Raw genomic sequence first — 24,815 nt, forward strand, 5'->3', positions numbered from 1 at the left:
TGTTACTGGTAAGAAAGTAACGAAACGATTTATAAAGCGATTACGCACTCAATTAAGAAGCACTAATTCAAGGAACCGACTCCTGTCATGAAACACCACACTTTATCAGGCTTACTCGCACTATCACTGTTATTTGGCTGTTCAAGCAGCGAAGATATTGTCCCTGATGTGCCGCCTTCTGAATTGTATTCAGATGCACAAATTTCACTGCAAAGTGGCAATTGGCTTACTGCAATAGAAAAACTTGAAGCGTTAGATTCACGCTATCCATTCGGAGCTTACTCCGAACAAGTGCAACTTGATCTTATCTATGCCTATTATAAAAACGATGATCTTGCTTTAGGATTAGCTACGATTGAACGCTTTACACGTTTAAACCCAACCCACGAAAAAATGGACTGGGTACTTTATATGCGTGGCTTAACGCACATGGCTCAAGACCGTAACTTCATGCATGACCTTTTTAATGTTGATCGTTCAGATCGTGATCCTGAACCGGTAAAAGCAGCCTTTGCTGATTTCAAAAAATTACTGCAACGCTATCCAGCGAGCCCATATGCAGAAGATGCACATAAACGTTTATTTGCTCTCAAAAATCGTTTAGCCGAATATGATCTTGCGACCGCTGATTTCTATCTACGTCGAGAAGCATGGATAGCGGCGATTAATCGTACTCAGGAGTTACAAAAAACTTACCCTGATACAGAAGCGGCGAGAAAATCCTTGCGTATTCAACTTGAAGCCTACAAACAGCTAAAACTTGATGACGCAATAGAAAGAACAGAAAAATTGATTGCACTCAACCCAGAGTAACCCTTTCGCAGCACAGAGCAAATTCAACCATTAACAAACGATATTAACACATGGTTTGTTAATGGTTTTTTGCTATCAGCGGTTAAATATAAGAGAGCAAGAAAAACACAGAAGAAAATGAGCAGACGCCACCGTAGGTATGAATACAAAACCTGAGTGGCATTGGACACAACTTACCCTACCTGCTTAGCAAATAAACAACACGTTTATTAAGCCGTAAAAAGGCCCTAAAAATGGAGAAGTTTTTAGCTTGCGATACCATTCAATCTATCGTAACCAATATGAATCTCAAGCTTTTCCTTGCCCTCTTGATACCACTTTTTGCGTGAGATCACGTTTAAACCCAACATTAGAAAACCCTCACCATAAGGTGATGTAGATCACATTTATTTCTTATCGAATAGGTAATCTGGAGTTAACCCATGAGGGATGACACAGAGGAAAAAATCTATGAAAGTAAATATCACTGGTAAAAATATCGACATCACCTCTGCAATCCGCGATCACATTGAGAGCAAATTTAAGAAGTTAGAAAAATGGCAAGTGGACATTATTGGCTGCCAAGCTAGCTTTAGTGAAGAACCAGGCAAACAGAAAAAATTTGAAGCGATAATTACGGTACCCAAAGGACAACTCGTCGCTTCCGCAGTACATGAAGATCTTTATACAGCTGTTAATGAGGTAGAACAAAAACTAGAACGTCAACTCAATAAACTGCGCCACAAACCAGAAGCTCGTCGTACAGAGAAACCGGAAGTGGAAGAAGAAATCGAATAAAGATTAAAAGGATTGAAAATAGCGCCCGTTAGGCGCTATTTTTTTGCTTGACGCCCTATAGCTGCTTGCTTATTGTGTTCTCACACTTAAAACGAAACCTGATTTTATGCACTTAACTTCGCTGTTCTTTTTTGACTTCTTTTTTCTCCAATAATATTTGGAGGCATGGTCGTTGACAGAAGATAAGTCAAAAACGAACAGAAAGCCTCCCACCGGGAGGCTTTTTTACAAGGATTATTCTATGACAGAAAAACAATATTCACTCGATGAGATCCGCATACGTCTCAACGAACTCGATGACCAACTACTGAGTTTGCTCTCTGAACGTCGTAAGTTCAGCATCGAAGTAGCAAAGAGCAAAATTGAAACCGCAAAGCCAGTACGAGATGCAGTACGTGAACAGCAACTTTTGGTCAAACTGATAAATAATGGCAAAGAAAAATATAATTTGGATGCACAATACATCACGAAATTATTCCACACTATTATTGAAGACTCAGTGCTTCTACAACAATCCTATTTACAGAATTTAGCAAACCCTCAACTCAGCCGTAAACCACTAGCCCGCGTCGCATTTCTAGGCGCAAAAGGCTCCTATTCACACCTTGCAACACGTGAGTATTTCAGCAGAAAAAACACTGAACTGATTGAACTCAATTGTGAGCATTTCAGAGAAGTAACCAAGACCGTAGAATCGGGGCATGCCGATTACGGTGTTCTTCCTATTGAAAATACCAGCTCGGGTTCAATCAATGAAGTCTATGATCTTCTACAACACACAACGCTATATATTGTCGGTGAATTAACATTACCAATTGAACATTGCCTGGTCGCTACTTCTGACCTGAAATTAGAAGATCTCAAAGTACTCTACTCTCACCCTCAGCCTCACCAGCAGTGCAGTGAGTTTTTAAGCCGTCTAAAAGGCGTTAAACTAGAGTCTTGTGCTAGTACCGCTGATGCTATGCAAAAAGTCCAAGAACTGAATCGAAACGATGTAGCTGCAATTGGCAATGCATCTAGTGGCAAACTTTATGGTCTGCAAGCAATCAAAGGCAATATCGCCAATCAAACAGAAAACCATACTCGTTTTATTATCGTTGCTAGAAAGCCGGTAGAAGTCTCGACTCAAATACCAGCTAAAACTACCTTGATAATGTCTACCTCTCAACAAGCAGGTTCATTAGTTGAAACCTTACTGGTTCTGCAACGATATGGTATCAATATGACTAAGTTGGAATCGCGCCCAATCATGGGTAATCCTTGGGAAGAAATGTTTTATGTTGATCTCGAATCACACTTAGATTCAGTCGAAATGCAACAATCAATCAATGAATTGATGAAAATAACCAAACACCTAAAAGTACTTGGTTGCTACCCAAGCGAAAACGTTAAACCGACCCAAGTAAAACTACAATAATCGTCACTTAGTCAAATTTTTGTCATGAGTCTGCTGACAGCTAGCAACAAAGCTCATATAATGCGCGCGTTTTAGTATTATTTATCGCTATTGTATAGGGCTGTCAGCGCACTTTGAATTACGGATAGTTTCCGCAAGTCTTGTGACTCTCATTGTGATCGATGCTCTTCCTCAGACAAATAAGGTTCATCCACTTATATCATGACGAAAGCTCATCTAGGCGCTTTAATGCTTTGTGGTTTTAGCATTTCAATGCCAATACTAAGTTCAGAACTCAATATTTATCTGTGGGAGGATACCATCTCCCCTCAGATCATTTCTGAGTGGAGCGAAAATACTGAAACCAACATTCACCTATATCATTTTGATAATGATGATGAACGCAGCCTGTTAATGGTAAAAAGCCTCCAGCTTCCTTTTGATATTGTCGTACTCGATAATGTGTCTGCACTTATATATTCTCGCCTGAAAACGTTTGAAGATTTAAGTGACCTTGAAAATAGAAAATATAATGACAACAAATGGAACCAAGCTTGTGGCTCTCACGCTATTCCTTATTTTTGGGGAACAGTAGGAATAGCCTATAAGAAAAGTAAAGTCACAGAAGCCCCCACAAAATGGACTGATTTTCTCGATATGCCCGATGCACTGAAAGGTCATGTCGGTATGTTGACCGATACGGTCGAAACTCTATTGCCTGCACTATATAGCCAATCACAATCGCCAATCACTGATGACCAAGCTGCACTTAAAAAAGCGTATCAGGCAATGCTATCCGTTAATCCCAATATTTTGACCTATGAATATGTATTGAGTTACGTACGAAGCCATCCTGATAGCGATAATTTACACATGGCACTCGCTTATAGTGGTGATCAATACTCACTAAACAAGTACTTTGGAGGAGACGATTGGGATTTCGTTACACCCAATGGTAAACCTTATATTTGGGTAGACTGCTTAGCCATAAATAGTAATTCCAAAAATAAGCAGCAAGCGAAAGCATTCTTAAATTACCTAATGCTTCCAGAAACTGCCGCAACGAATGCAAAAGATATTAAAGCTGCGACACCGAACTTAAGTGCGTTAAAATTGATGCCTAATAGCTATCAAAATGATGCATCATTATTCCCAGATCCGACCTTGCTAGAACAAGGCATCATTGATAGTGAATTGATACCGACCAACATCAGTTTAAGAGCAAAAATCATTAACAGTATTTTGGAACAACATGAAGCTCAACAATAGAATCCTGTTACTGATCGCCCCAGTTATCCTTTTGAGTGCAGCGGCGTCGAGTTACATTATTTACTCTAGCCAAAAAGACGCCTTGCTAAAACGTGAGGAAAGCTATCTACAGCTAAGTATGGAAAAGCTCGCAGGGCTGTTTCGCCAGACTCACTCTCTTGTAAATAGTTACGCCTACACACTAACGAAAAGTGACATTATTCGTCATTATGTAGCACATGAAAAAAACCCCTATAGAGAATTAGAATTAGTCGATAATTTTCAGCAAACGTTAGATATTCTTCAATCTCGAGAAGGACGTTTTGTTGCGTTATCTATTTTAGATGGCAGCAAAAATGTACTCTATTATGCTGAAAATAGCATTGACCCGTTCGCAACTATTGACAAAAAAGTACTTAACTATGTGCAAGATACTTTTAATCATACCAAAAAAATATCTGATATTAGCTATATCACTAACTCTAGCGGTGAAGGTATTCTAGTTCGCTATGATGTGCTCGATAAAAAAACGCTAGCTGCACCTCTAAGCTATAACCGAGATCAAATATTTTTTGTCGTTGTATTCGCTGCACTAGAACAATTTGATCAACTCAGAAAACAAATTGAATTTGATAATCAAAGTACTATTTTCTTCTCTGAAAATTCTAATATAGATAAAATTGGACTGACACAAACCGTTGAATTGAAACCCGGATTGTATGCAACCTTAGATCCAGCTCAATTTCTTATTAACAACAAACTCAATATTATTTTAAAACGTTTGGCCTTATCATTTGGCACATCAGCATTTGTCACTGTTTTTTTACTGCTATTTTTGCTGTATCGCCATGTCATCAAACCAATCTCCCAATTAGATAAACAATTAAAAGAAGTAGAGAATAAACAGCGCGACAACATTGAGACACTCGACACCAAAGATGAAATAGGTCGCCTTTCTTCTCGCTTCTACGATATGTATCAAGAGCTTGATACCACTTACAAGAAAACCAAGGCGTTAGCTGAATATGATCACCTAACGAAACTCGCAAACCGCCACCACTTTAAACAATCCGTCGAGCGAGTGCTCTCTAATGCACGGTATAACGACAATATTTGGGTGCTGTACATTGACCTCGATAATTTTAAATACGTAAATGATAAATATGGTCATCAGGTCGGTGACACCTTGCTCGTCAATTTTGCCCAGCATGTTCGTTCATTAAGCCACTTCTTCTACACTCAATACCAAGTCAAAAATTTGGCTGCTCGCCTTTCTGGTGATGAATTTTCGATATTTATTTCAGCTCCTAGCTCCTTTAGTCAAGGAGCCACAGAGTTTGCGACTCAGTTATTAGCTCCTATCCAAAATCAAAGTAATTCTCCGCTGGGCAATTTCCCTATCACAGCGAGTATTGGCATAGCCACTTATCCCTTTGATGGAAATACCCTTGAGAAGCTGCTGTTGAATGCTGACACCGCCATGTATCAAGCAAAGAATGCGGGCAAAAACCAAATTGCTTACTATTCACCCGATCTCGATAAAGGCGTTCAGCGTAGAGCAAATATTGAACAAGCATTACGGTTGGGCGATTTTGAACGAGAATTTAGCCTTGTTTATCAACCCTATTTAAATCGCAATGGCAACACGATTGCGGGGGTAGAAGTTTTACTTCGCTGGGAATCTAAGCAATTAGGACTAGTGTCGCCAAAAGAGTTTATTCCTATTGCCGAACAAACTGGGCTATTTGGTAGTATTGACCGATGGGTTATTCGCAGCGCTTTCAAGGAGTTTCACGCATTACAAGCCATTAGTGAACATCCCGTGCAAGTGTCAATAAACCTTTCATCAGCAGAACTGAACACATTGCAATTAGCACATTACATTCACAAACATGCACAAGAAAATGCGATTCCCCCGCATTTGATTGATTTTGAAATCACAGAAACTTTTGCCGCCAACTCTAAAGGGTTTCCTCTACTTCATGAACTTTCTCATTTAGGATATGGGCTCGCGATAGATGATTTTGGTTCTGGTTACACCTCGATCACACAGCTTGTGCAATATCCGGTACAAAAAATTAAATTTGACCGACTATTTTTGGACACACTCATTGCAACCAATAATCAAAAGGTCATTAAGCCACTGATCGACTTATGCCACTCTCAATCGATGCTGGTGACTGCTGAAGGTATTGAAAATCAAGAAATGCATCACTGGCTTGCCGGCTACCATTGTGATTATATGCAAGGGTATTATTTTGCAAAACCTATGACCTTGAATGCCCTCACTTCATGGTATAAACAACAAAAAGAACTAAGTCTAACTTATGAAAAACGTGACCATTGCCTCTCTTAACCCGGCAAAAATTAACGCGGTACGCAGTGCATTTGAAAGTGTATTTCCACAACAACAATTTGCCTTTACTGGTGTCAGCGTTCCAAGCGGTGTTGCTGATCAACCAATGAGTAATGATGAAACTCATCTAGGCGCGCTTAATCGTGTCCAACATGCTAAAGAAATTTACCCTGGCGCTGATTATTACGTTGGGTTAGAAGCGGGCATAGAAGGAAATGTGACCTTTGCTTGGATGATCATCGAATCAGACACTCATCGTGGGGAATCTCGCTCAGCAAGTTTGATGTTACCGCCTATCGTCTTAGAAAAATTGGCCACCGCCAATGAGCTGGGAGATGTAATGGATGAGGTATTTGCGACGGAAAATATCAAACAAAAAGGAGGAGCGATTAGCCTGTTGACACAAAATCAACTCACTCGCAGCTCTGTCTATCAGCAAGCGCTGATTTTAGCCTTAATCCCGTTTACTAACCCAAGCCATTTTCCTGCAAACTTATCAGTGTAACGCTAGCCAAGCTAGCGTTACACTGAGCTTAGCCGTTTTATTTCAACAATAAAGCGGCAAGTTGAGACTTTTCTTGCTCTGATTTGGTTTTCAGCTCGTTAGAACCTCGCGTAATCGTCGCAATCCCTACCCCTAACATTTGGCTAATTTGCCGCTGTGATAATTCACCCTTAAATAGTTCACATAAAATATTGGCTCTCGCGACTAACGATTCTCGCTCATCCGGTGTCATCATCATCGTAAGTAGCATTTCATGCTGTTCTTGCTCAGCGGCATGCTTGACCAATGTCATTAACTGTTGCCAGTCTGTGTACTCTGGTTGTTGCGACATATTTGTACTCGCTAGGTGATACATAAGGCTATTGTAGAACTTTCATCTACTATTGGAATCAATATTTTGTATCGATTTCGTTTGCGTTAAGAAATTGACCTTCAACACCCATCAAATCTCGGTAATAGAGCTCAAACATTAAAATGTTTTGCACATAGCCCCGAGTTTCTTTAAACGGAATCGCTTCAATAAAGGCGTAGGCATCTAACTTACCTTGGGTCTTCTCTCGCCATTGATTAACTCGACTTGGGCCTGCATTATAAGCAGCAAAAGCAAAAATTCGGTTGTTATCGTATTGCTCTAACAAACCATTCAAATAATGGCTTCCGATCTCAATATTCTTACCCACTTGATATAATTCATCTTCACCATTGTAGGTTAGCTGGTACTTTTTAGCGGTATAGCTTGCTGTCCTCGGCATTATTTGCATAATGCCGCGAGCACCGACTGGAGATTGAGCCTCAACATCCATGCCACTTTCTTGGCGAGCTAAAGACATTAACATGATCGGGTCTATGCCATGCTTTTGCCCATAAAAATTAAACCACCATTGATGAGCTAATGGAAAACGCAGTTGGGTGTTATCCCACATTTTTGCAGCAATTGAAGCAGTAACCGTTAAGTGGTGCCAATTTTGAGAGGCCGCATAAGCCGCTAACATCTCTTTTTCTGGCTCCGATACACGCTCAAGCAACCATCGCCATTCGCTTTTTGCTGCGGTAATCTTATCGCGATCAATCAATTCTTGAATTCGCGTTAAGGTGGTTTGATGTGGCTTTAATAGAGTAACGTTTAGCTCGATAGATGAAGTGGGATAGTTAATCGATTGTTTAACCACAGTGGCTGCAGCCACACTGTAAAAATTGCGCTGCCCAACAATAGATTGCAAGCGCTGCATCCCCTTACTGGTATTTCCTAACTCGATTTCAGCTCTTGCAAGCCAATACTGCCAACGAATGCTAGATTGCTTCTTCGCTGGTAATTGTTCAATCCAATACTGTAAACCACGCCAGTCTGCCGCTTGTAATGCCAGACGAATTCGCAGCTCTTTCAGAGTGTTATTTGAGCTTTGCGCAATAATGTTATCTCGCCATGTCATTAATAGCTCATCTTCGCTGTCCAATAATCGTCTGGCGATGTAGTCAGCCAGTTTCTGACTCGGCTCTCCACTTAAAACTTTGCCTTCAAGCAAGCTTTGATAAACACCTTGCGCTAAAGCGGCGTCTTTACGGGCCAGTTTTTCTAACGAAAATTGAACTAACTGCTGGTGAAAATCATCATTCACATTGTGTTTAGCAAAAGTTATCACTTGGTCAGGATTCGCGTACAGATCGAGCATGGATTGAGCGATTAGCAATGACTTTTCGAGCTTCAGTTTTTTCTGGAGATATTTCATCAGCGTTAGATTTCGTTTATCAAACGCTAGTAGCATACGCTTGAGCACCCAATCATCCGTCAAGCCACCCTGTTGTTCCCAAGCATTAAATAAAGGTTCGCAAGCATCTGCAATACTGTTACCACTCAACCAAAGTTGCTCGGCTCCTTTAAAAGCAACGTCTCGATGTCCAGTTTGGTAATGAGCATTGTAATAATGGCAACGATACAATTCGTCATTGGGCTCGTATTTTTGAAACGCTAATAAGGTAGACCATTTTTCTTTGGCTGCTAAAGCATCCAAATAAGGAGCACGAATACGATAAGAAAAGGGAAAAGTTGCATGCGAATCAATAAAGACCTGCACGGCTAATGGCGGCTTATCACTAAGATCAACCAAAAATGCTCGATAATCCACATAGGGTGTTAAGGGATAATCTGCGATCTTTTTTCTGAGTTTTTTAAATTCATCAACCTTGTTTTCATCAAGCAACTGTTGTGCTTGATCATAGAGCTCTCGCTGGCTATCCAAATCCAGTGTTGAGCCAGAAAACGCTGTGCCGCTCATCAATGAAGTCAAAGCTATCATTGATGAAAAAAGACAATGCGGCTTTAAAAAATGCCTAAGCGTCATGTGCTCTCATCCTATCTAAAGCGAGGGGAAATTCACTTCCATTACGCTTATTCTAGATAGAAAAGTAAAGCATCCATATGTAAATAATATTAAATTCATAAAACTGCGACATATGCATAAAGTAACTTAATGCTTATTGGTTAAAGCATATCCAAATCTAGATAACTTGAAGACGCAAGTACATCAGAGAGCCACTGACAACCACCACAAAAAATCAAAGCTATAGAAAGGCATTATTTCCGCGTTAAAAACTGGTTAGCTAGTAACAAATAAGGTCACTTTGGTATAAAATAGCTACTTTATTCTGTTACTAAGATTAGGAACAATCGGCAATGGCTGAATACGTATATACCATGTCGCGGGTAAGTAAAATTGTCCCGCCTAAGCGTCAAATTCTCAAAGACATCTCTCTTAGCTTTTTTCCAGGTGCCAAAATTGGTGTTTTAGGTCTCAATGGTTCGGGTAAATCCACCCTACTGCGTATCATGGCTGGCATTGATACTGATATTGATGGTGAAGCACGTCCACAACCTGGGCTAAAAGTTGGCTACCTTCCTCAAGAACCAGTATTGGATGAATCAAAAACTGTACGTGAAGTGGTTGAAGAAGCCGTTGCAGACGTCGCAGGTGCGCTGACCCGTCTTGATGCAGTTTATGCCGCTTATGCTGAACCTGATGCTGACTTTGATGCGCTAGCAAAAGAGCAAGGCGAGTTAGAAGCCTTGATTCAAGCCAAAGATGGCCACAACCTTGAAAACGCCCTGGAGCGTGCTGCAAATGCATTGCGTTTGCCTGAATGGGATGCAAAAGTTGCAGTTCTATCGGGTGGTGAACGTCGCCGGGTGGCAATTTGTCGTTTGTTGCTTGAAAAACCAGACATGCTGCTACTTGACGAACCAACCAACCACTTGGATGCAGAGTCAGTAGCATGGCTTGAACATTTCCTAGTTGATTATTCAGGAACCGTTGTGGCTATCACCCACGACCGTTACTTCCTTGATAATGCGGCAGGTTGGATTCTAGAACTTGACCGTGGTGAAGGTATTCCATGGCAAGGAAACTACACGTCTTGGCTAGAGCAGAAAGATGAGCGTTTGAAGCAAGAGTCATCGCAAGAAAGTGCTCGTCAAAAAACGATTGAGAAAGAACTTGAGTGGGTACGTAAAAACCCGAAAGGTCGTCAAGCAAAATCCAAAGCACGTATGGCTCGATTTGAAGAGCTAAACACGACAGATCACCAAAAACGTAATGAAACCAACGAACTTTTCATTCCGCCAGGTGAACGCTTAGGTGATAAAGTGCTGGAAGTTACGAACCTGACTAAATCTTTTGGTGATCGCGTTCTGATTGATAACTTGTCATTCAGCATGCCTAAAGGTGCCATCGTCGGCATCATTGGTGCCAACGGCGCTGGTAAATCGACTTTATTTAAGATGTTAAGCGGTGTCGAGCAACCTGACTCGGGGACGATTGAGTTAGGTGACACGGTTAAATTGGCTTCAGTTGATCAGTTCCGCGATAGCATGAACGACAAAAACACCGTCTTCCAAGAGATTTCTGAAGGCGCTGACATAATTAAGATCAACAACTTTGAGATCCCAGCTCGTGCCTACTGCTCACGCTTTAACTTCAAAGGTGTAGATCAACAAAAAGTGATTGGTGAACTCTCTGGTGGTGAGCGTAACCGTGTACACTTAGCAAAACTGCTTAAAGCAGGTGGTAACGTACTGTTACTCGATGAACCAACCAATGACCTTGATGTTGAAACACTACGAGCACTAGAAGAAGCCTTGCTAGAGTTCCCAGGTTGCGCAATGGTTATCTCGCACGACCGTTGGTTCTTGGACCGTATCGCTACGCACATTCTTGATTACCGTGATGAAGGCCAAGTTAACTTCTACGAAGGCAACTACAGTGAGTATACCGATTGGTTAAAACAAACCTTAGGTGCTCAAGCGGCAGAACCACACCGTATAAAATATAAGCGTATTGCTAAGTAATCCATTTACTCTTTTAAGGCCGCTGTTAAGCGGCCTTATTTTTATGGGTAGTAAATACTCTCTCACTTTCTTAAAAAGTCGCGCAAATTCATCCTTAAGAAGGTTCATGACTCAAACGTTGTTGATGAAAAATGATGCGAGGTTTGCAAAGGTGAGGAGTTGATTCGCGACACCATCGCTAATTCGGTCTAAACTCACTAGATAATGATTGATCACTAATATAGAGCCGATACTGTAATAGTAAAGGCTCAACAAAGAGAGTGTAACATGATTGAAAGACGCCGCTTTTCACGCATTATCTACCAGATGCCAGCCAGTGTGGTACAAGGTTCCCATCACATCGCCACCACCATTCAAGATTTGTCTCTTCATGGGTTATTACTCTCAAGCCCAAAGAGCGATATACTCAACATCAACGAAACCGCTCAAGTCGAATTTACCCTACCTGAAAGTGATATAACCATTAGCTTAGTCGCTAATTTAATCAGCATTAATAACAACGTTATTCGCGCGATCATTGATCATATTGATATCGACAGCATTGCTCACTTAAGACGCTTGGTTGAGTTGAATGTAGGGGATGATGCCTTGCTCCACCGCGAGCTCGAATACTTATCAGATTTAGGGGATATTGATGCGGAGTAAAAGCGTCGTTTCCATTTTTATCAATGGAAACGACTTTGCTCAATAATGGGGGGTTTTTAGCTTTCAAGCAATTGATAAACTGAGTTCAGCCTATCCACTTAAGCTCGGTGAATCGCATCATTGGCTTGCTTGAGTAAGTTTTGGCTTTCTAGCATAAATTGTTGTGAGTAATCGCCAAACCATTCACTAACTTTAGAAAAGTTTTCAACAAATGCCCGTTTATCATGGCCATCCAACACCTTCATTGCTTCTCCAAAGCACTGATGGAAACGTTTAATCATCTCGACATTCTCTTCTGACGACAAAATAATGTCCCCATACAGATTCGGATCTTGACCAAACAAACGCCCGACCATCGCTAATTCCAATCGATAAATTGGCGAGCTCAATTGGAGCAGTTTTTGGATGTTGGGATTTTCCTTTGAAAGATGTAACCCATAAACAAATGAAGTGAAGTGACGTAGCGCTTGGATTAATGTCATACCGTGATCATGCTCAGCCGCATCGATCTGACATAGGCTTGCCCCCCAAATAGAGAACTGCTTCAGAAGCCATTGGTAGTTCACTTCTCCACGACCATCACAATAAACAATCACTTGTTTCGCTAGGCTAGGAACATCAGGTCCAAACATAGGATGTAAGCCAACAACAGGGCCTTGGTGAACCGACATCATGGCTTGCAACGGTTTGGATTTGATCGAAGTAAGATCACACAAGATGCAGTCTGGCGGTAAGTTGCCCAGTTTTTCGATCACACCAACAGTCAAGTGAATAGGAACAGTAACTACGACCAAACCAGCATTGTGCAACATGTCATCAGCTTTATGCCAATCTTGACTGCCGAGTACTTTAACTTGGTAACCGGATAGTTTGAACATACGACCAAATAAACCACCTAGCTGTCCATTACCACCAATGATCACCACCGAACGCAGTTCAGGATTTAAACACTTAAAGCCTGAATCTTTTTCACTGGCATAGGACTCACGCATGGTGCGACGCAAAATATCTTCGATTAACTGAGGGGGGACGCCTTTTTTCTCGGCTTCAGCGCGGCGAGAAGCAAGCATTGCTGCTTCTCTATCTGGCGCATAGATAGGTAAACCGTGCAGGCTTTTCACTTCCCCCACTTTCTCGACTAAAGCTAAACGACGAGCCAATAACTCCACCATTTGTTTATCAACAGCATCAATTTGATCACGTAATTCGTTAAGTTCAACAGCCATGGTACTTCCTTCTACTGACCTTTTAGTCGATTTTCTAAGAACGGAACGAGCTCTAGATGAGCATGGCGTAATAGTGCCTCAGTTGATTGCCAATTGATACACGCATCCGTAATCGAAACACCATAAGCCATTTCACTGAGAGGTAAATCAGATGATTGGCTGCCTTCATTGATATGGCTCTCAATCATCAAACCAATAATAGATTGATTACCCTCACGAATTTGATGAATAACATCTTCCGCAACTAAAGGTTGACGACGGTAATCTTTACGGGAATTAGCATGGCTGCAATCAACCATTAGGGAAGCGTCGAGCTTATGTTTCGCCATCTCTTGTTCACATTCCGCAACAGAGACCGAGTCGTAGTTCGTCTGTTTACCACCACGTAAAATAACGTGTCCATTGGGATTACCCTGAGTAGTAAGCAAAGCCACTTGCCCTTCAGTGCTGATCCCCATAAAACGGTGACTAGAGGAAGCCGCTTGCATCGCATTTATTGCGGTCGCTAAATTACCATCAGTGCCATTTTTAAAGCCAATCGGCATCGATAGACCGCTGGCCATTTCACGGTGAGTTTGTGATTCAGTGGTACGAGCACCAATTGCAGCCCAGCTAAAGGTGTCAGCTAGGTATTGAGGGCTGATCGGGTCAAGTGCTTCAGTCGCGAGCGGGATCTCCATTTCGGCTAGTTCCACTAACAACTGACGCCCGACATGCAAACCATGTTCAATATCAAAACTGCCATCGAGATGTGGATCGTTAATTAACCCTTTCCAACCAACTGTAGTACGTGGTTTTTCGAAATAAACACGCATCACAATGTAAAGCTGATCACTCAACTGTTCAGAAAGGGCTTTTAAGCGCTTGGCGTAATCTTTCGCAGCATCTATATCGTGGATAGAGCAAGGGCCACATACAACTAACAATCGATGATCTTTTTTATGAATGATATTGGCGATGGTTTGACGAGAATGCTGAATAAACTGACGAGCTTTATCACTCAGCGGTAACTTTGCTTTTAGCTCATCTGGCGTGATCAACACTTGCTCATCACTGATATTAATATTACTTAGTTCACTTTTCTGCATCTCATCACCTGTATTCTTTTATTTACACAAAAATAAATTTGCGCTTAAAAACCGATAAAGGACAAATTATCAGGCTTAAAAAACATTGCAAGTGTAAATTATAAAAAACATTTAATGTAAATTAAATTTTACACTCATTTTTATCGTGCTTTAAGACAAAAAGTATAAGATGACGCGTGTTTTATTCCGTCTATCTCCCCTAAAATGTCCATTATTACCACTTACTGAGTCAGACTTACTAGGATTTACCATGGATTTAATCCTTTCACTGCTGCAACAGATGTGCGTTTACCTAGTGCTGGCTTACATGCTGAGTAAAACACCGATTTTTCTACCGCTGCTGAGCATTTCAAATCGGATTAGCCATAAAATCAGCATCTATGTGCTATTTTCGCTGTTTTGCATCATGGGAACCTACTTTGGTTTACAAATCAATGACGCTATAGCCAATACGCGCGCAATTGGCGCGGTGATGGGCGGTTTATTTGGTGGTCCTGTGGTTGGCTTTGCTGTCGGTTTTACAGGAGGTATGCATCGTTATACTTTAGGTGGTTTCACCGATGTCGCCTGCGCGATTTCAACAACGGCAGAAGGGCTGATTGGTGGCTTGCTGCACACTTACTTGCTACGTAAAGGCAAAGGACGCTTACTTTTTAGTCCTAGCATTGTGTTCGCTGTTACCCTATTTGCCGAAATTGTGCAGATGCTACTCATTTTGTTAGTCGCCAAACCGTTTAATGAAGCTTATGCATTAGTCTCGACCATTGCAGCACCAATGATCATCGCCAATTCAGTTGGCGCTGCGCTGTTTATGAGCATTCTGCAAGATAGGAAAACCATTTTTGAAGAGTACTCAGCCACATTTTCTCGGCGTGCTCTCAACATTGCCGAACGCTCTGTCGGAGTGTTAGCCAACGGCTTTAACCCACAAAATGCAGGCAAAGTGGCACGCATTGTTTACGAACTCACCAACGTCGGTGCAGTATCCATTACTGACCGAGAAAAGATTCTCGCTTTCGTTGGTATTGGGGATGATCACCATAAACCAAATACGCCTATCTCCTCCCAGAGCACACTCGATGCGATCACTAGAAATAGTATTATTTACCTTGATGGTAAAGATTCACCTTATCAATGTTCTTTGTCGAAGAGCTGCAAACTTGGGTCTGCACTCATTATTCCACTACGAGCAGGGGATCGAGTGATTGGAACCATCAAACTGTACGAACCGAAACGGAAGTTATTTTCAACCATTAATATGTCGATGGCTGAAGGAATCGCTCAGTTGCTATCAAGCCAGATCTTATATGGTGAATATCAACAAAAGCAGATGCTACTTTCGCGAGCTGAAATCAAGCTATTGCATGCTCAAGTGAATCCTCACTTTCTATTTAATGCACTCAACACCATCAGTGCTGTTATTCGTCGAGATCCAAATAAAGCACGAGATTTGATTCAGCATTTATCACATTTCTTTCGCAGTAATCTCAAACAAAATATTGAAACCGTCACACTCAAAGAAGAAATTGCTCACGTCAAAGCTTACTTAACCATCGAGCAAGCTCGCTTTGCTGATCGTTTAGAAGTTGAAATTGAAATTGAAGATTCATTACTTGAACGCAATGTTCCTAGCTTTACGCTACAGCCGTTGGTAGAAAATGCCATTAAACACGGTACATCAAATTTATTAGCTGGAGGGAAAGTCCGTATTTTTAGCCAACAACAAGCGGAAGGGGACCGAATCGTTGTTGAGGATAATGCAGGCAGTTACCAAGCACCAAGCGAAGACTACGATGGACTGGGCATGCAAATCGTCGATAAACGATTAACCAATAAATTTGGACCGCAATCTACACTTAAAACAGAAGTATTGGCAAATCAATACACACGAATGAGCTTTCTCATTCCTTATAAAGGATCTTATTAAGGTAATCACATGCTTACGGTACTGGTCATTGATGATGAGTTATTCGCTCGGGAAGAGCTGATAGAACTACTAGAAGAAACAGGACAAATTAACGTTATTGGTCAGGCAAGCAATGCCATTGAAGGGCTAAAGAAAATTAATCAATTAAAACCCGATGTGGTTTTTCTTGATATTCAAATGCCACAAATAACAGGTATTGAATTACTGGGTATGCTTGACCCAGAAACCATGCCAAATGTTGTATTTGTGACCGCTTATGATCAATATGCGATCCAAGCTTTTGAAGATAACGCCTTTGATTACCTACTCAAACCAGTAGATACCGAACGTTTGAAAAAGACTATCCAGCGTTTGGTTCGCAGTGATAAGAAAAAAAGCGATGCTTCCATCTTAGCACCAACCTGCTTAGACCAAGTACCATGCATCGGCCTAAATCGGATTGTGATCCTTGCCACCAAAGATGTTGAGTTTGCTTATAGCGATATTAGTGGTGTACATGTGCAAACAGATCAACAGCGAGCCACCAGCCAATTAACGCTCAAAGTTTTAGAGGAAAAAACGCCCTTGGTGCGCTGTCATCGCCAATATTTAATTAACACCAAAGCCATTAAAGAGATCAAGTTGTTAGAAAATGGGTTGGCAACCATCGTCACTCGGAGCGAACATCATGTGCCCGTTAGCCGCCGTTATCTCAAAAGTTTGAAAGAAGTATTGGGCTTCCATTAAACCACTGACCAAAACGCCACAATAATTGATAGTGTGGCGTTTTATTGGTTTCTAACCCAACATGCGCTTGATCGCTTCCGAAGCTTGTTTCCACTGAGTCGAGCTGTGCAACTGCGATAACGTAAATGACTTGCGCTTAAGCAAACCCTCTGCGGCGGGGACGTTTAATATCGGTAAATTGTCCAAGACTTCAACCTGAGCATCGCGTTGGTTACACACTAAAAGCATGTCGCACCCCGCCACCAATGATTGATGAGCCCGCTCTGCAGGTCCGCCCATGACAGACGCCCCTTCCATAGTAAGATCATCAGAGAAAACCAGCCCTTTAAACCCTAATTGCTGACGTAAAATCTGTTTTAACCAGTATTGTGATCCACTTGCTGGCTGCGCGTCATACTGAGGGTAAATAACATGTGCGGGCATCATCGCATCTAATAATCCCGCTTCAATTTGAGCTTTAAAAATCGCCATATCGACATCAAAAATAGTGTCTCGCTGGTCATAAGGCGTTTCTAAATGTGAATCGGCAATAACACCACCGTGTCCTGGGAAATGCTTTCCAGTCGTTGCCATACCAATCTCTTTCATTCCCTGCATATAAGCGGAGCTATAACGAATGATGGTATTGACATCATGGCCAAATGCGCGACTCCCAATAGCTTTACACTCATGGCCTTTATCCAGTACTGGCGCAAAACTGAGATCGATATCATGGGCGATCAATTCCGCAGCCATCAGCCAACCACCTTGTCGAGCAAGCGCTTCACCATTGCTGTGCTGCGCATAATCTTGTGCGGCAGGGATCAGCGAAAAGCCCTCTCGAAAACGCTGAACACGACCACCTTCTTGATCAACACCAATCAAAATGGGACGTTTTGCCGCTTGGCGAATGGCTTTATTAAGAGCCAAAAGTTGCTGGTTATCATGGTAATTACGAGCAAATAAGATCACGCCACCTACCGTTGGGTGCTCAAGAATATCTTTGTCTTCAGCGCTCAGTTCACAACCAGCCACATCTAGCCATAACGGTCCCATACTTACTCCAATAATTTGGTTAAATAGTTAATTTGACGAGATTATTCGCTTTGAATTTCTATTACAATGCTTTTGTTTGAGCCAACAGCAATGGAAATAGGAGTAACCAATGACAACTTGTGAACGTTACATCGGTGTCATGTCAGGTACTAGCATGGATGGAGTCGATACCGCCTTAGTCGAAATTAATGATCAGCACATCCGCTTACTGGCTCATGATGATTTCCCGATGCCTGATGCATTAAAACAGCGGTTACTTGAAATCTGCATCGGCCAGCCAACCAATTTAAAAATGATCGGGGAACTTGACCACCAGCTCGGCCATCTCTTTGCCGAAGCAGTCCATGCGCTATTGGATAAATCCGGCTATCAAGCAAGTGATATTCGAGCGATTGGTTGTCATGGCCAAACAGTGTTCCATCAACCGACTGGTGATTACCCATTTACCATGCAAATCGGTGATGCCAACATCATTAGTACTCAAACGGGTATTGATACCGTCGCCGATTTTCGCCGCAAAGACATGGCGCTCGGTGGACAAGGTGCCCCACTAGTTCCGGCTTTCCACGATACCATTTTCAAATCGACCGACTCAGTGGTTGTGGTACTCAACATCGGTGGTATTGCTAATATTTCAGTACTTCGACCGCAGCAAAAAGTACTCGGTTATGATACAGGCCCTGGCAATATGTTGATGGATGCGTGGTGTTTCGAACACACAGGACGTTCGTTTGATCTTGATGGTGCTTGGGCAAGAACAGGACAACTAAATCAACCACTGCTAACCCTTTTATGCCAAGAACCTTATCTTGCCTTGAGCGCGCCTAAAAGTACCGGAAGAGAGCTATTTAATCGGCCATGGTTACAACAAAAAATCGCGGGGTTATCTGTAGCGGCGCAGGACGTTCAACGCACCTTATGCGAATACACGGCACTAACCATTGCCACTGAAGTGAATCAATACCAATTCGGTCCACATCCAGAACTCTTATTGTGTGGTGGCGGAGCTCGCAACCCCTTGCTTGTTGAATGCTTACAAACCCATCTACCTAGCTGGCGTATTGCACCAACCAGCAGCAAAGGCGTGGATAGTGACTACATGGAAGCGATGGCGTTTGCTTGGCTCGCTCAACGAAGAATGCACAACCTGCCAAGTAATTTACCTGAAGTTACCGGTGCACGCGGCCTCGCTTCGCTTGGGGTAATTTATTCTGCTCATTAATCAGTAAGGAATGTTATGACCAACGATGCGCTTATTGCTGCACTTTCTCATCTGGTGTCTGATGCTGGCAACCCAGAAACAAGGGATATCGACCAGCTACCTACTTCAAAAATTGCTGAAAGTAGTAATCCGAAGTTACTCGCCCGAGCAGTACGAATTGTAATGCAAGCAACAGATTGCGAAAGAGCAGAAGCAGAGGCGCTTTTAGAACAAACTCACAACAATACAAAAGTCGCCATTTTGATGAACCTAACAGAGCTGAACTACCAGCAAGCAATGGAAAAGTTGGCTGAATCCGACGCTTTTTTGCGTCGTTCGATGGAAGAAGGTGAGAGCCATTAGTGGCTCTCGTTGATTTTAATCAAAGAGACAACCGTTTCGCCCTCTACAGGTTCAAATACCTGTGTATCGTGGTACATCTGAATTCGACCTTTTAAGTTCACAACAAACAGAGGCAGCACAAAACTTTCTTTATGTCGCTGTAGATAATCTTGATAAGTAAAGTTTCCGCTCAATTTGGTATGTTTAACTTCCGCACCTTGGTTGATCAAACTGGCCAGTTTTTTATAGCTCACTTCACCATTAAACAATGACAAACCATGATATTCCTGAGCCACTTTATGCTTATCGCTACTGCTACTATTAAGGTGATCATTCAGACAAAAAACCCGCTTTTCACCAAAATCACTGAGAAAATGCATGCAAGCCATAATATTGAAATGCTTATCTGGTGTGAGTGCGACCACATGTCCAATACCGATCAAATCCAAATATTCATCGGCATGGCTGGAGATGGGGTTACCATAATAATTAGCAAGCCCAGCCATTCGAGCTTGACTAATATAGTCCCAGTTTGAATCCGTCAATACGACTCGACAATCGTACTTCGCAAACGCTTTTCCAAGCTCTCTTGCTACATCATTCGCACCAATAACCAAAAAGCCTCGCGGGGCAGGTTCTGCAACTTGCAAAGCTATGGCGATAGGACGTGCTGTCGCACTTTGCAAGATAACAGTACCAATAATGACCATAAACGTTAATGGCACCAGTAGCGTCGCACCCTCTACACCTGCCGACGTCAGTTTTATTGCAAACAGTGACGAAATTGAGGCTGCGACAATTCCTCGCGGAGCAACCCAAGCTAAAAATATCTTCTCTTTCAGCGATAACGAACTGCGAGCCGTGGCTATAAAAATGGACAAAGGGCGAGAAACTAACTGCATTAACACAAACAATAATAGAGCGCTCCAACCTAATGCTTGGAAATCTGCAAGCTCTATACGTGCCGCCAAAAGAATAAAGAGGCCGGTGATCAGCAAAATAGTCAGGTTCTCTTTAAAGTGCAAGATGTGCTGAATATTGACATTTTTAGCATTAGCGAGCCACATCCCCATAACCGTCACTGTCAGCAAACCAGATTCTGATTCAATAGCGTTAGATGCAGAGAAGACCCCAAGCACCACAGCTAATACAGCGAAAGGTTGTAAATATTCAGGCAACATACCTCGCCTTAATACCACCGCGACGGCTTGTCCCGCGGCTGCGCCTATTGCTAAACCCACTGCGAGAATTAAAGTAAAGACATACAGACTATGCACTTCACTGCTAGAAACAATAAATTCATACACCATCACCACAAACAACGCGCCCAGAGGATCGATCAGTATCCCTTCCCAACGTAATATATTGGAAAGCCGAACATTTGGCCTAACAGTACGCAATAGCGGGACAATAACGGTAGGTCCAGTAACAACCGTTAAGCTACCAAACAGTAATGCCAACGACCAATCAAAGCCCAGCAGGAAATGTGTAACCGCGCTGGTTACTCCCCATGAAACAAGCGCACCGAGCGAGACGATACTCCACACTGTATGATTCACACCGCGAATTTCTTTAAAGTTAAGCGTTAAACTACCTTCAAACAAAATAACAGCAACAGCAAGAGAGATAAGAGGAAATAGCAATTCACCGAGTAAAGCTTGAGGCTGCAACCACCCCGTTAAGGGACCAACAACTAGCCCTGCGATCAATAGAAATAAAATAGCTGGCAGTCGCAAGCGCCATGCCAGCCATTGACACGCTAAACCAAGAACGCCAATAGCCGCAATGGCCAAAGCGATAAACTCTTCATGCATATACTTTCTCTAAAAAGGAGTGTTGTAGTAGTGATACTTTAAATGGGCAAACTAGTTTGTGAATTCATTCCAACCGCGTTGCCATTCCATACGAAATTTCTGCGCATCATCAGTGCCTTCACACACCCCTTCATAAAATTGGCCAGACAACCCCATTTGATAGGCAAAATTAGGATTGCAATACTCTTTAACACCTTGCGTATAACCTAACTCGTAATCCGCTTGTTTGACAGAGCCTAGTTCTGATAACAATTTATAACTGCGTTGGCTGTGACCGGCCACACCGTCTTGATAACCAATTTGCTGCCAGTTGCCTTGCTGAGCAAGCTCAGCCTCAGAGGCAACACAACCCGTTAAAGCCATTACAACCAACACTACATTTAACTTTTTCATTATTTTCCTTAATTTATGCTTTTTATTCAGCCTAGCAGTTAACGTAAAAAATGACGACTCATTGCCACATCGTCGCATAAAATGCCACTAATTGAAGGACAACACCAATCTATTATCAAGTGAGGGGATGATAAATACTGAAAACCACTTATTGAGTAAAATAACCATTAAAGTGGCTATATTGCCACTGACCTGAAAAGGGCAGGTTTATTGTTAATGGAGCCTTTATTATCGACAGTGAGCTTAATTCATTAATAAAGGACAATTGCTATGATGTGGTTTCTAACCTGTGTCGCAGCGCTACTTGCTGGATATTTCATCTACGGTGCTTTCGTAGAAAAAGTATTTGGAATTAACGAAAACCGTAAAACCCCTGCCCATACAAAATCAGATGGCGTCGACTATGTTCCGATGTCGACCAAAAAAGTTTACTTAGTACAACTGTTGAACATAGCTGGTGTCGGCCCTATTTTTGGCCCGATCATGGGCGCATTATACGGCCCTGCGGCTATGTTGTGGATTGTTGTTGGCTGTATCTTTGCGGGTGCGGTACATGACTACTTCTCTGGAATGTTATCCATCCGCAACGGTGGTGCTTCTGTACCAACCATTACAGGTCGTTACCTAGGCAATGGCGCAAAACACTTTATGAACATCTTTGCCATTGTTCTACTTTTACTGGTCGGTGTTGTTTTCGTATCCGCTCCTGCCGGCATGATCACTAATCTTATCAATGAACAAACTAGCCTAACAGTTAGCATGACTTCTATGGTTGTGATCATTTTCGCTTACTACATTCTGGCGACGATTGTACCAGTTGATAAAATCATTGGTCGCTTCTACCCACTGTTCGGTGCGCTACTGATTTTTATGTCAGTTGGATTAATGACCGCAATTGCACTATCTAGCGAACATACGGTAATGGGTGGCTTTGAGATGAGCGACATGTTCACCAACATGAACCCGAATGATCTTCCACTTTGGCCTGCACTGTTTATCACTATTGCTTGTGGTGCTATTTCAGGTTTCCACGCAACGCAATCACCCTTGATGGCTCGCTGTATGGAAAACGAGAAGAATGGGCGCTTTGTGTTCTACGGTGCCATGATTGGCGAAGGCATTATCGCGCTTATTTGGTGTGCGATTGCCCTATCCTTCTTTGGTTCTTTAGACGCATTATCTGAAGCGGTGAAAAATGGTGGCCCAGGCAACGTAGTCTACAGCGCATCATTTGGCTTACTTGGCGTATTCGGTGGCATCATTGCTTTCCTAGGAGTGGTCATTCTGCCAATCACCTCTGGCGATACCGCTTTCCGTTCAAGTCGCTTAATTCTTGCTGAATACTTTAACATGGAGCAAAAAACGCTGCGTAACCGCCTGATGATGGCATTGCCTCTGTTTGTTCTTGGTGGGGTATTGACTCAAGTAGATTTCGGCATTATTTGGCGCTATTTCGGTTTTGCCAACCAAACCACTGCCGTGATGATGCTTTGGACAGCTTCAGCCTATCTATTACGCCATAATAAACTGCACTGGATTGCAACTGTTCCAGCTATGTTTATGACAACCGTCTGTGCAACTTTCATTTTAAGTAACAGCACATTAGGTTTTGGTTTACCAATGCAAATCTCAACCATTGCAGGGATTCTATTCACTCTAGCCGTTACCGGATATGTGATTAAAATTTCAAAAGGTAAAGGTGATAGCGACTTAGCCGATGATGAAGAACAAGCTAAAGCCGTAACAAAAACCGCGTAATACATACTGTATTTCACAAATAGAAAAGGGGTTCCGTTGCTGGAACCCCTTTTCTCAATCAAGACAAAAATTAATCGCTGGTTTTATTCAATTTGTTTAATTTGCAGCTCTTTCGGTACTTCAAAAAACATATTTTCTTCACGTCCTAGAACCTCTTCAACACTCTTTGCACCAAGATCTTTAATTCTTTGCAGAATTTGGTCGACTAACTCTTCAGGTGCAGAGGCTCCGGCTGTTACGCCAACCTTTTGCTTTCCATCAAACCATTTAGGGTCAATGTCTTCAGGGCAATCGGTCAAATAACCTGGTGTACCAAGTTTTTCCGCCAGCTCTTTCAAACGAGTGGAGTTAGATGAATTTTTCGACCCAACCACTACGACTATATCCACCTCTTGAGCAAGCTGACGTACTGCATCTTGACGATTTTGCGTTGCGTAACAAATGTCATCTTTACGAGGACCTTGGATATCAGGAAAGACTTCACGCAGCTTATCAATGACATCGGCCGTTTCATCAACAGACAAGGTTGTTTGGCTAACATAGTGCAAATGGCTTGGGTCTTTTACTAGCGCCTTAAGTGCATCGACATCTTGTGGGGTTTCCACCAAATACATGCCACCTTCTTGGCTAGCGTATTGCCCCATGGTGCCTTCAACTTCAGGGTGTCCAGCGTGACCAATCAGTACCACTTCCATACTTCTGCGACTTGCACGAGCCACTTCCATATGCACTTTAGTAACCAGAGGGCAAGTTGCATCAAACACAGTTAAAGCGCGCTCTTGAGCTTCCTTTCTCACCGCTTGTGACACACCATGAGCCGAAAAAATGACGATATTGTCATCGGGTACTTCGTGTAAATCTTCAACAAAAATCGCACCACGTTGCTTTAGCCCCTCAACAACAAAACGGTTGTGAACCACTTCATGTCTAACATAAATAGGTGGTTGATATAACTCAAGTGCTCGCTCAACAATGCTGATTGCACGATCAACACCGGCACAAAAACCACGAGGGTTTGCTAACAATATTTTCATTTCATTGCTCATTGAATGGGTTATCACTGGTAACGAATACTAATCACAGTAAATAAGTGTTCAGAAATAGCGTAGGAAAAATGCTTGATAACAAGGCGGGATTTTTCGATAAGTAGTGATTCTACAATCAAAAATTCTAACGCCGTTATCGAGTGTTTTAACAAGCTAGAATGACCCGTTATTTACTAC

General features: G+C 42.2%; 20 protein-coding genes, 2 pseudogenes and 1 other annotated feature. Of the genes and pseudogenes, 14 read left to right on the forward strand and 8 right to left on the reverse strand.

Features of this window, described 5'->3' with window-relative positions; genetic code table 11:
* Nucleotides 1–87 precede the first annotated feature (87 nt).
* The 6 genes from bamD to yjjX all read left to right on the forward strand — a co-directional run bounded on the left by bamD (nucleotide 88) and on the right by yjjX (nucleotide 7,098).
* Complete coding sequence (gene bamD, locus MCT08_RS12265) at nucleotides 88–813, forward strand: outer membrane protein assembly factor BamD (RefSeq protein ID WP_168523140.1); 726 nt, start codon at nucleotides 88–90, stop codon at nucleotides 811–813.
* A gap of 450 nt (nucleotides 814–1,263) precedes the next feature.
* Nucleotides 1,264–1,590 carry a ribosome hibernation-promoting factor, HPF/YfiA family gene (gene hpf / locus MCT08_RS12270; protein WP_053311209.1) on the forward strand — a complete coding sequence of 109 codons (327 nt, stop codon included), beginning with the start codon at nucleotides 1,264–1,266 and terminating at the stop codon, nucleotides 1,588–1,590.
* Nucleotides 1,591–1,698: 108 nt separating this feature from the next.
* Nucleotides 1,699–1,820 (forward strand) — a sequence feature (Phe leader region).
* A gap of 11 nt (nucleotides 1,821–1,831) precedes the next feature.
* Nucleotides 1,832–3,010: a prephenate dehydratase gene (pheA, locus tag MCT08_RS12275; protein ID WP_168523142.1), complete on the forward strand. Its 1,179-nt coding sequence runs from the start codon at nucleotides 1,832–1,834 to the stop codon at nucleotides 3,008–3,010.
* A 201-nt stretch (nucleotides 3,011–3,211) separates the two neighbouring features.
* Complete coding sequence (locus MCT08_RS12280; RefSeq protein WP_420883306.1) at nucleotides 3,212–4,258, forward strand: polyamine ABC transporter substrate-binding protein; 1,047 nt, start codon at nucleotides 3,212–3,214, stop codon at nucleotides 4,256–4,258.
* Nucleotides 4,242–6,593 carry a putative bifunctional diguanylate cyclase/phosphodiesterase gene (locus MCT08_RS12285; RefSeq protein WP_274678505.1) on the forward strand — a complete coding sequence of 784 codons (2,352 nt, stop codon included), beginning with the start codon at nucleotides 4,242–4,244 and terminating at the stop codon, nucleotides 6,591–6,593. The genes MCT08_RS12280 and MCT08_RS12285 overlap by 17 nt, the downstream gene beginning before the upstream one ends.
* Complete coding sequence (gene yjjX / locus MCT08_RS12290) at nucleotides 6,565–7,098, forward strand: inosine/xanthosine triphosphatase (protein ID WP_171980866.1); 534 nt, start codon at nucleotides 6,565–6,567, stop codon at nucleotides 7,096–7,098. The genes MCT08_RS12285 and yjjX overlap by 29 nt, the downstream gene beginning before the upstream one ends.
* 37 nt (nucleotides 7,099–7,135) lie before the next feature.
* Here the strand turns inward: yjjX and trpR are convergent, their stop codons facing one another.
* Together trpR and sltY are read right to left on the reverse strand one after the other, a co-directional pair.
* Entirely contained in the window at nucleotides 7,136–7,429 is a 294-nt protein-coding gene (trpR, locus tag MCT08_RS12295) for a trp operon repressor (protein ID WP_261915781.1), read from the reverse strand.
* 58 nt (nucleotides 7,430–7,487) lie between these two features.
* Entirely contained in the window at nucleotides 7,488–9,437 is a 1,950-nt protein-coding gene (gene sltY, locus MCT08_RS12300) for a murein transglycosylase (protein ID WP_168523146.1), read from the reverse strand.
* Between the two features lie 332 nt (nucleotides 9,438–9,769).
* On the opposite strand from sltY, the gene ettA reads away from it, so the two are divergent.
* Both ettA and MCT08_RS12310 read left to right on the forward strand, forming a co-directional pair.
* Complete coding sequence (gene ettA, locus MCT08_RS12305; protein WP_053311216.1) at nucleotides 9,770–11,437, forward strand: energy-dependent translational throttle protein EttA; 1,668 nt, start codon at nucleotides 9,770–9,772, stop codon at nucleotides 11,435–11,437.
* 267 nt (nucleotides 11,438–11,704) lie between these two features.
* A complete protein-coding gene (locus tag MCT08_RS12310; protein WP_053311217.1) occupies nucleotides 11,705–12,082 on the forward strand; it encodes a PilZ domain-containing protein in 378 nt (125 codons plus the stop codon).
* 98 nt (nucleotides 12,083–12,180) lie between these two features.
* Here MCT08_RS12310 and tyrA read toward each other — a convergent pair whose 3' ends face one another.
* Together tyrA and MCT08_RS12320 are read right to left on the reverse strand one after the other, a co-directional pair.
* Entirely contained in the window at nucleotides 12,181–13,308 is a 1,128-nt protein-coding gene (gene tyrA / locus MCT08_RS12315; RefSeq protein WP_053311218.1) for a bifunctional chorismate mutase/prephenate dehydrogenase, read from the reverse strand.
* Between the two features lie 11 nt (nucleotides 13,309–13,319).
* Nucleotides 13,320–14,396: a 3-deoxy-7-phosphoheptulonate synthase gene (locus MCT08_RS12320; protein WP_053311219.1), complete on the reverse strand. Its 1,077-nt coding sequence runs from the start codon at nucleotides 14,394–14,396 to the stop codon at nucleotides 13,320–13,322.
* Nucleotides 14,397–14,646: 250 nt separating this feature from the next.
* On the opposite strand from MCT08_RS12320, the gene MCT08_RS12325 reads away from it, so the two are divergent.
* Both MCT08_RS12325 and btsR read left to right on the forward strand, forming a co-directional pair.
* Complete coding sequence (locus MCT08_RS12325; protein ID WP_274678506.1) at nucleotides 14,647–16,323, forward strand: sensor histidine kinase; 1,677 nt, start codon at nucleotides 14,647–14,649, stop codon at nucleotides 16,321–16,323.
* Nucleotides 16,324–16,332: 9 nt separating this feature from the next.
* Nucleotides 16,333–17,049 carry a two-component system response regulator BtsR gene (btsR, locus tag MCT08_RS12330; RefSeq protein WP_274675184.1) on the forward strand — a complete coding sequence of 239 codons (717 nt, stop codon included), beginning with the start codon at nucleotides 16,333–16,335 and terminating at the stop codon, nucleotides 17,047–17,049.
* 51 nt (nucleotides 17,050–17,100) lie between these two features.
* On the opposite strand, the gene nagZ is transcribed toward btsR, so the two are convergent.
* Nucleotides 17,101–18,084 (reverse strand): beta-N-acetylhexosaminidase, encoded by a 984-nt coding sequence (gene nagZ, locus MCT08_RS12335; protein ID WP_168786807.1) that lies wholly within the window; start codon nucleotides 18,082–18,084, stop codon nucleotides 17,101–17,103.
* Nucleotides 18,085–18,193: 109 nt separating this feature from the next.
* Here nagZ and MCT08_RS12340 point away from each other — a divergent pair, with 109 nt between their 5' ends.
* The 3 genes and pseudogenes from MCT08_RS12340 to murQ (MCT08_RS12345) form a co-directional block, all read left to right on the forward strand.
* Complete coding sequence (locus tag MCT08_RS12340) at nucleotides 18,194–19,306, forward strand: anhydro-N-acetylmuramic acid kinase (protein ID WP_274678507.1); 1,113 nt, start codon at nucleotides 18,194–18,196, stop codon at nucleotides 19,304–19,306.
* Between the two features lie 15 nt (nucleotides 19,307–19,321).
* Nucleotides 19,322–19,415, forward strand: a pseudogene (gene murQ, locus MCT08_RS18695) (N-acetylmuramic acid 6-phosphate etherase); the annotation flags it as partial.
* An 11-nt stretch (nucleotides 19,416–19,426) separates the two neighbouring features.
* Nucleotides 19,427–19,648 (forward strand): annotated as a pseudogene (murQ, locus tag MCT08_RS12345) (N-acetylmuramic acid 6-phosphate etherase); the annotation flags it as partial.
* Here murQ (MCT08_RS12345) and MCT08_RS12350 read toward each other — a convergent pair.
* Both MCT08_RS12350 and MCT08_RS12355 read right to left on the reverse strand, forming a co-directional pair.
* The gene (locus MCT08_RS12350; RefSeq protein ID WP_274678508.1) at nucleotides 19,645–21,441 is read right to left on the reverse strand and encodes a cation:proton antiporter; all 1,797 of its coding nucleotides are present in this window, start codon (nucleotides 21,439–21,441) and stop codon (nucleotides 19,645–19,647) included. The pseudogene murQ (MCT08_RS12345) and the gene MCT08_RS12350 sit on opposite strands and share 4 nt — an antisense overlap.
* A 51-nt stretch (nucleotides 21,442–21,492) precedes the next feature.
* Entirely contained in the window at nucleotides 21,493–21,834 is a 342-nt protein-coding gene (locus MCT08_RS12355) for a DUF2799 domain-containing protein (RefSeq protein WP_168523160.1), read from the reverse strand.
* Nucleotides 21,835–22,104: 270 nt separating this feature from the next.
* On the opposite strand from MCT08_RS12355, the gene MCT08_RS12360 reads away from it, so the two are divergent.
* Nucleotides 22,105–23,592, forward strand: coding sequence for a carbon starvation CstA family protein (locus MCT08_RS12360; RefSeq protein ID WP_053311227.1), 1,488 nt, complete (start codon nucleotides 22,105–22,107; stop codon nucleotides 23,590–23,592).
* Nucleotides 23,593–23,675: 83 nt separating this feature from the next.
* Here MCT08_RS12360 and ispH read toward each other — a convergent pair whose 3' ends face one another.
* On the reverse strand, nucleotides 23,676–24,638 hold the full coding sequence (gene ispH, locus MCT08_RS12365) for a 4-hydroxy-3-methylbut-2-enyl diphosphate reductase (RefSeq protein WP_171980860.1): 963 nt from the start codon (nucleotides 24,636–24,638) through the stop codon (nucleotides 23,676–23,678).
* Nucleotides 24,639–24,815: the final 177 nt, after the last annotated feature.

Origin of the sequence: Vibrio aestuarianus, assembly GCF_028858425.1 — a bacterium.
GTDB lineage: Bacteria > Pseudomonadota > Gammaproteobacteria > Enterobacterales > Vibrionaceae > Vibrio > Vibrio aestuarianus.

Bases quoted from the DNA above. Each gene is read 5' to 3' on its own strand.
- bamD (WP_168523140.1), top strand. From the start codon at position 88: ATGAAACACCACACTTTATCAGGCTTACTCGCACTATCACTGTTATTT.
- hpf (WP_053311209.1), top strand. From the start codon at position 1,264: ATGAAAGTAAATATCACTGGTAAAAATATCGACATCACCTCTGCAATC.
- pheA (WP_168523142.1), top strand. From the start codon at position 1,832: ATGACAGAAAAACAATATTCACTCGATGAGATCCGCATACGTCTCAAC.
- MCT08_RS12280 (WP_420883306.1), top strand. From the start codon at position 3,212: ATGACGAAAGCTCATCTAGGCGCTTTAATGCTTTGTGGTTTTAGCATT.
- MCT08_RS12285 (WP_274678505.1), top strand. From the start codon at position 4,242: ATGAAGCTCAACAATAGAATCCTGTTACTGATCGCCCCAGTTATCCTT.
- yjjX (WP_171980866.1), top strand. From the start codon at position 6,565: ATGAAAAACGTGACCATTGCCTCTCTTAACCCGGCAAAAATTAACGCG.
- trpR (WP_261915781.1), bottom strand. From the start codon at position 7,429: ATGTCGCAACAACCAGAGTACACAGACTGGCAACAGTTAATGACATTG.
- sltY (WP_168523146.1), bottom strand. From the start codon at position 9,437: ATGACGCTTAGGCATTTTTTAAAGCCGCATTGTCTTTTTTCATCAATG.
- ettA (WP_053311216.1), top strand. From the start codon at position 9,770: ATGGCTGAATACGTATATACCATGTCGCGGGTAAGTAAAATTGTCCCG.
- MCT08_RS12310 (WP_053311217.1), top strand. From the start codon at position 11,705: ATGATTGAAAGACGCCGCTTTTCACGCATTATCTACCAGATGCCAGCC.
- tyrA (WP_053311218.1), bottom strand. From the start codon at position 13,308: ATGGCTGTTGAACTTAACGAATTACGTGATCAAATTGATGCTGTTGAT.
- MCT08_RS12320 (WP_053311219.1), bottom strand. From the start codon at position 14,396: ATGCAGAAAAGTGAACTAAGTAATATTAATATCAGTGATGAGCAAGTG.
- MCT08_RS12325 (WP_274678506.1), top strand. From the start codon at position 14,647: ATGGATTTAATCCTTTCACTGCTGCAACAGATGTGCGTTTACCTAGTG.
- btsR (WP_274675184.1), top strand. From the start codon at position 16,333: ATGCTTACGGTACTGGTCATTGATGATGAGTTATTCGCTCGGGAAGAG.
- nagZ (WP_168786807.1), bottom strand. From the start codon at position 18,084: ATGGGACCGTTATGGCTAGATGTGGCTGGTTGTGAACTGAGCGCTGAA.
- MCT08_RS12340 (WP_274678507.1), top strand. From the start codon at position 18,194: ATGACAACTTGTGAACGTTACATCGGTGTCATGTCAGGTACTAGCATG.
- MCT08_RS12350 (WP_274678508.1), bottom strand. From the start codon at position 21,441: ATGCATGAAGAGTTTATCGCTTTGGCCATTGCGGCTATTGGCGTTCTT.
- MCT08_RS12355 (WP_168523160.1), bottom strand. From the start codon at position 21,834: ATGAAAAAGTTAAATGTAGTGTTGGTTGTAATGGCTTTAACGGGTTGT.
- MCT08_RS12360 (WP_053311227.1), top strand. From the start codon at position 22,105: ATGATGTGGTTTCTAACCTGTGTCGCAGCGCTACTTGCTGGATATTTC.
- ispH (WP_171980860.1), bottom strand. From the start codon at position 24,638: ATGAGCAATGAAATGAAAATATTGTTAGCAAACCCTCGTGGTTTTTGT.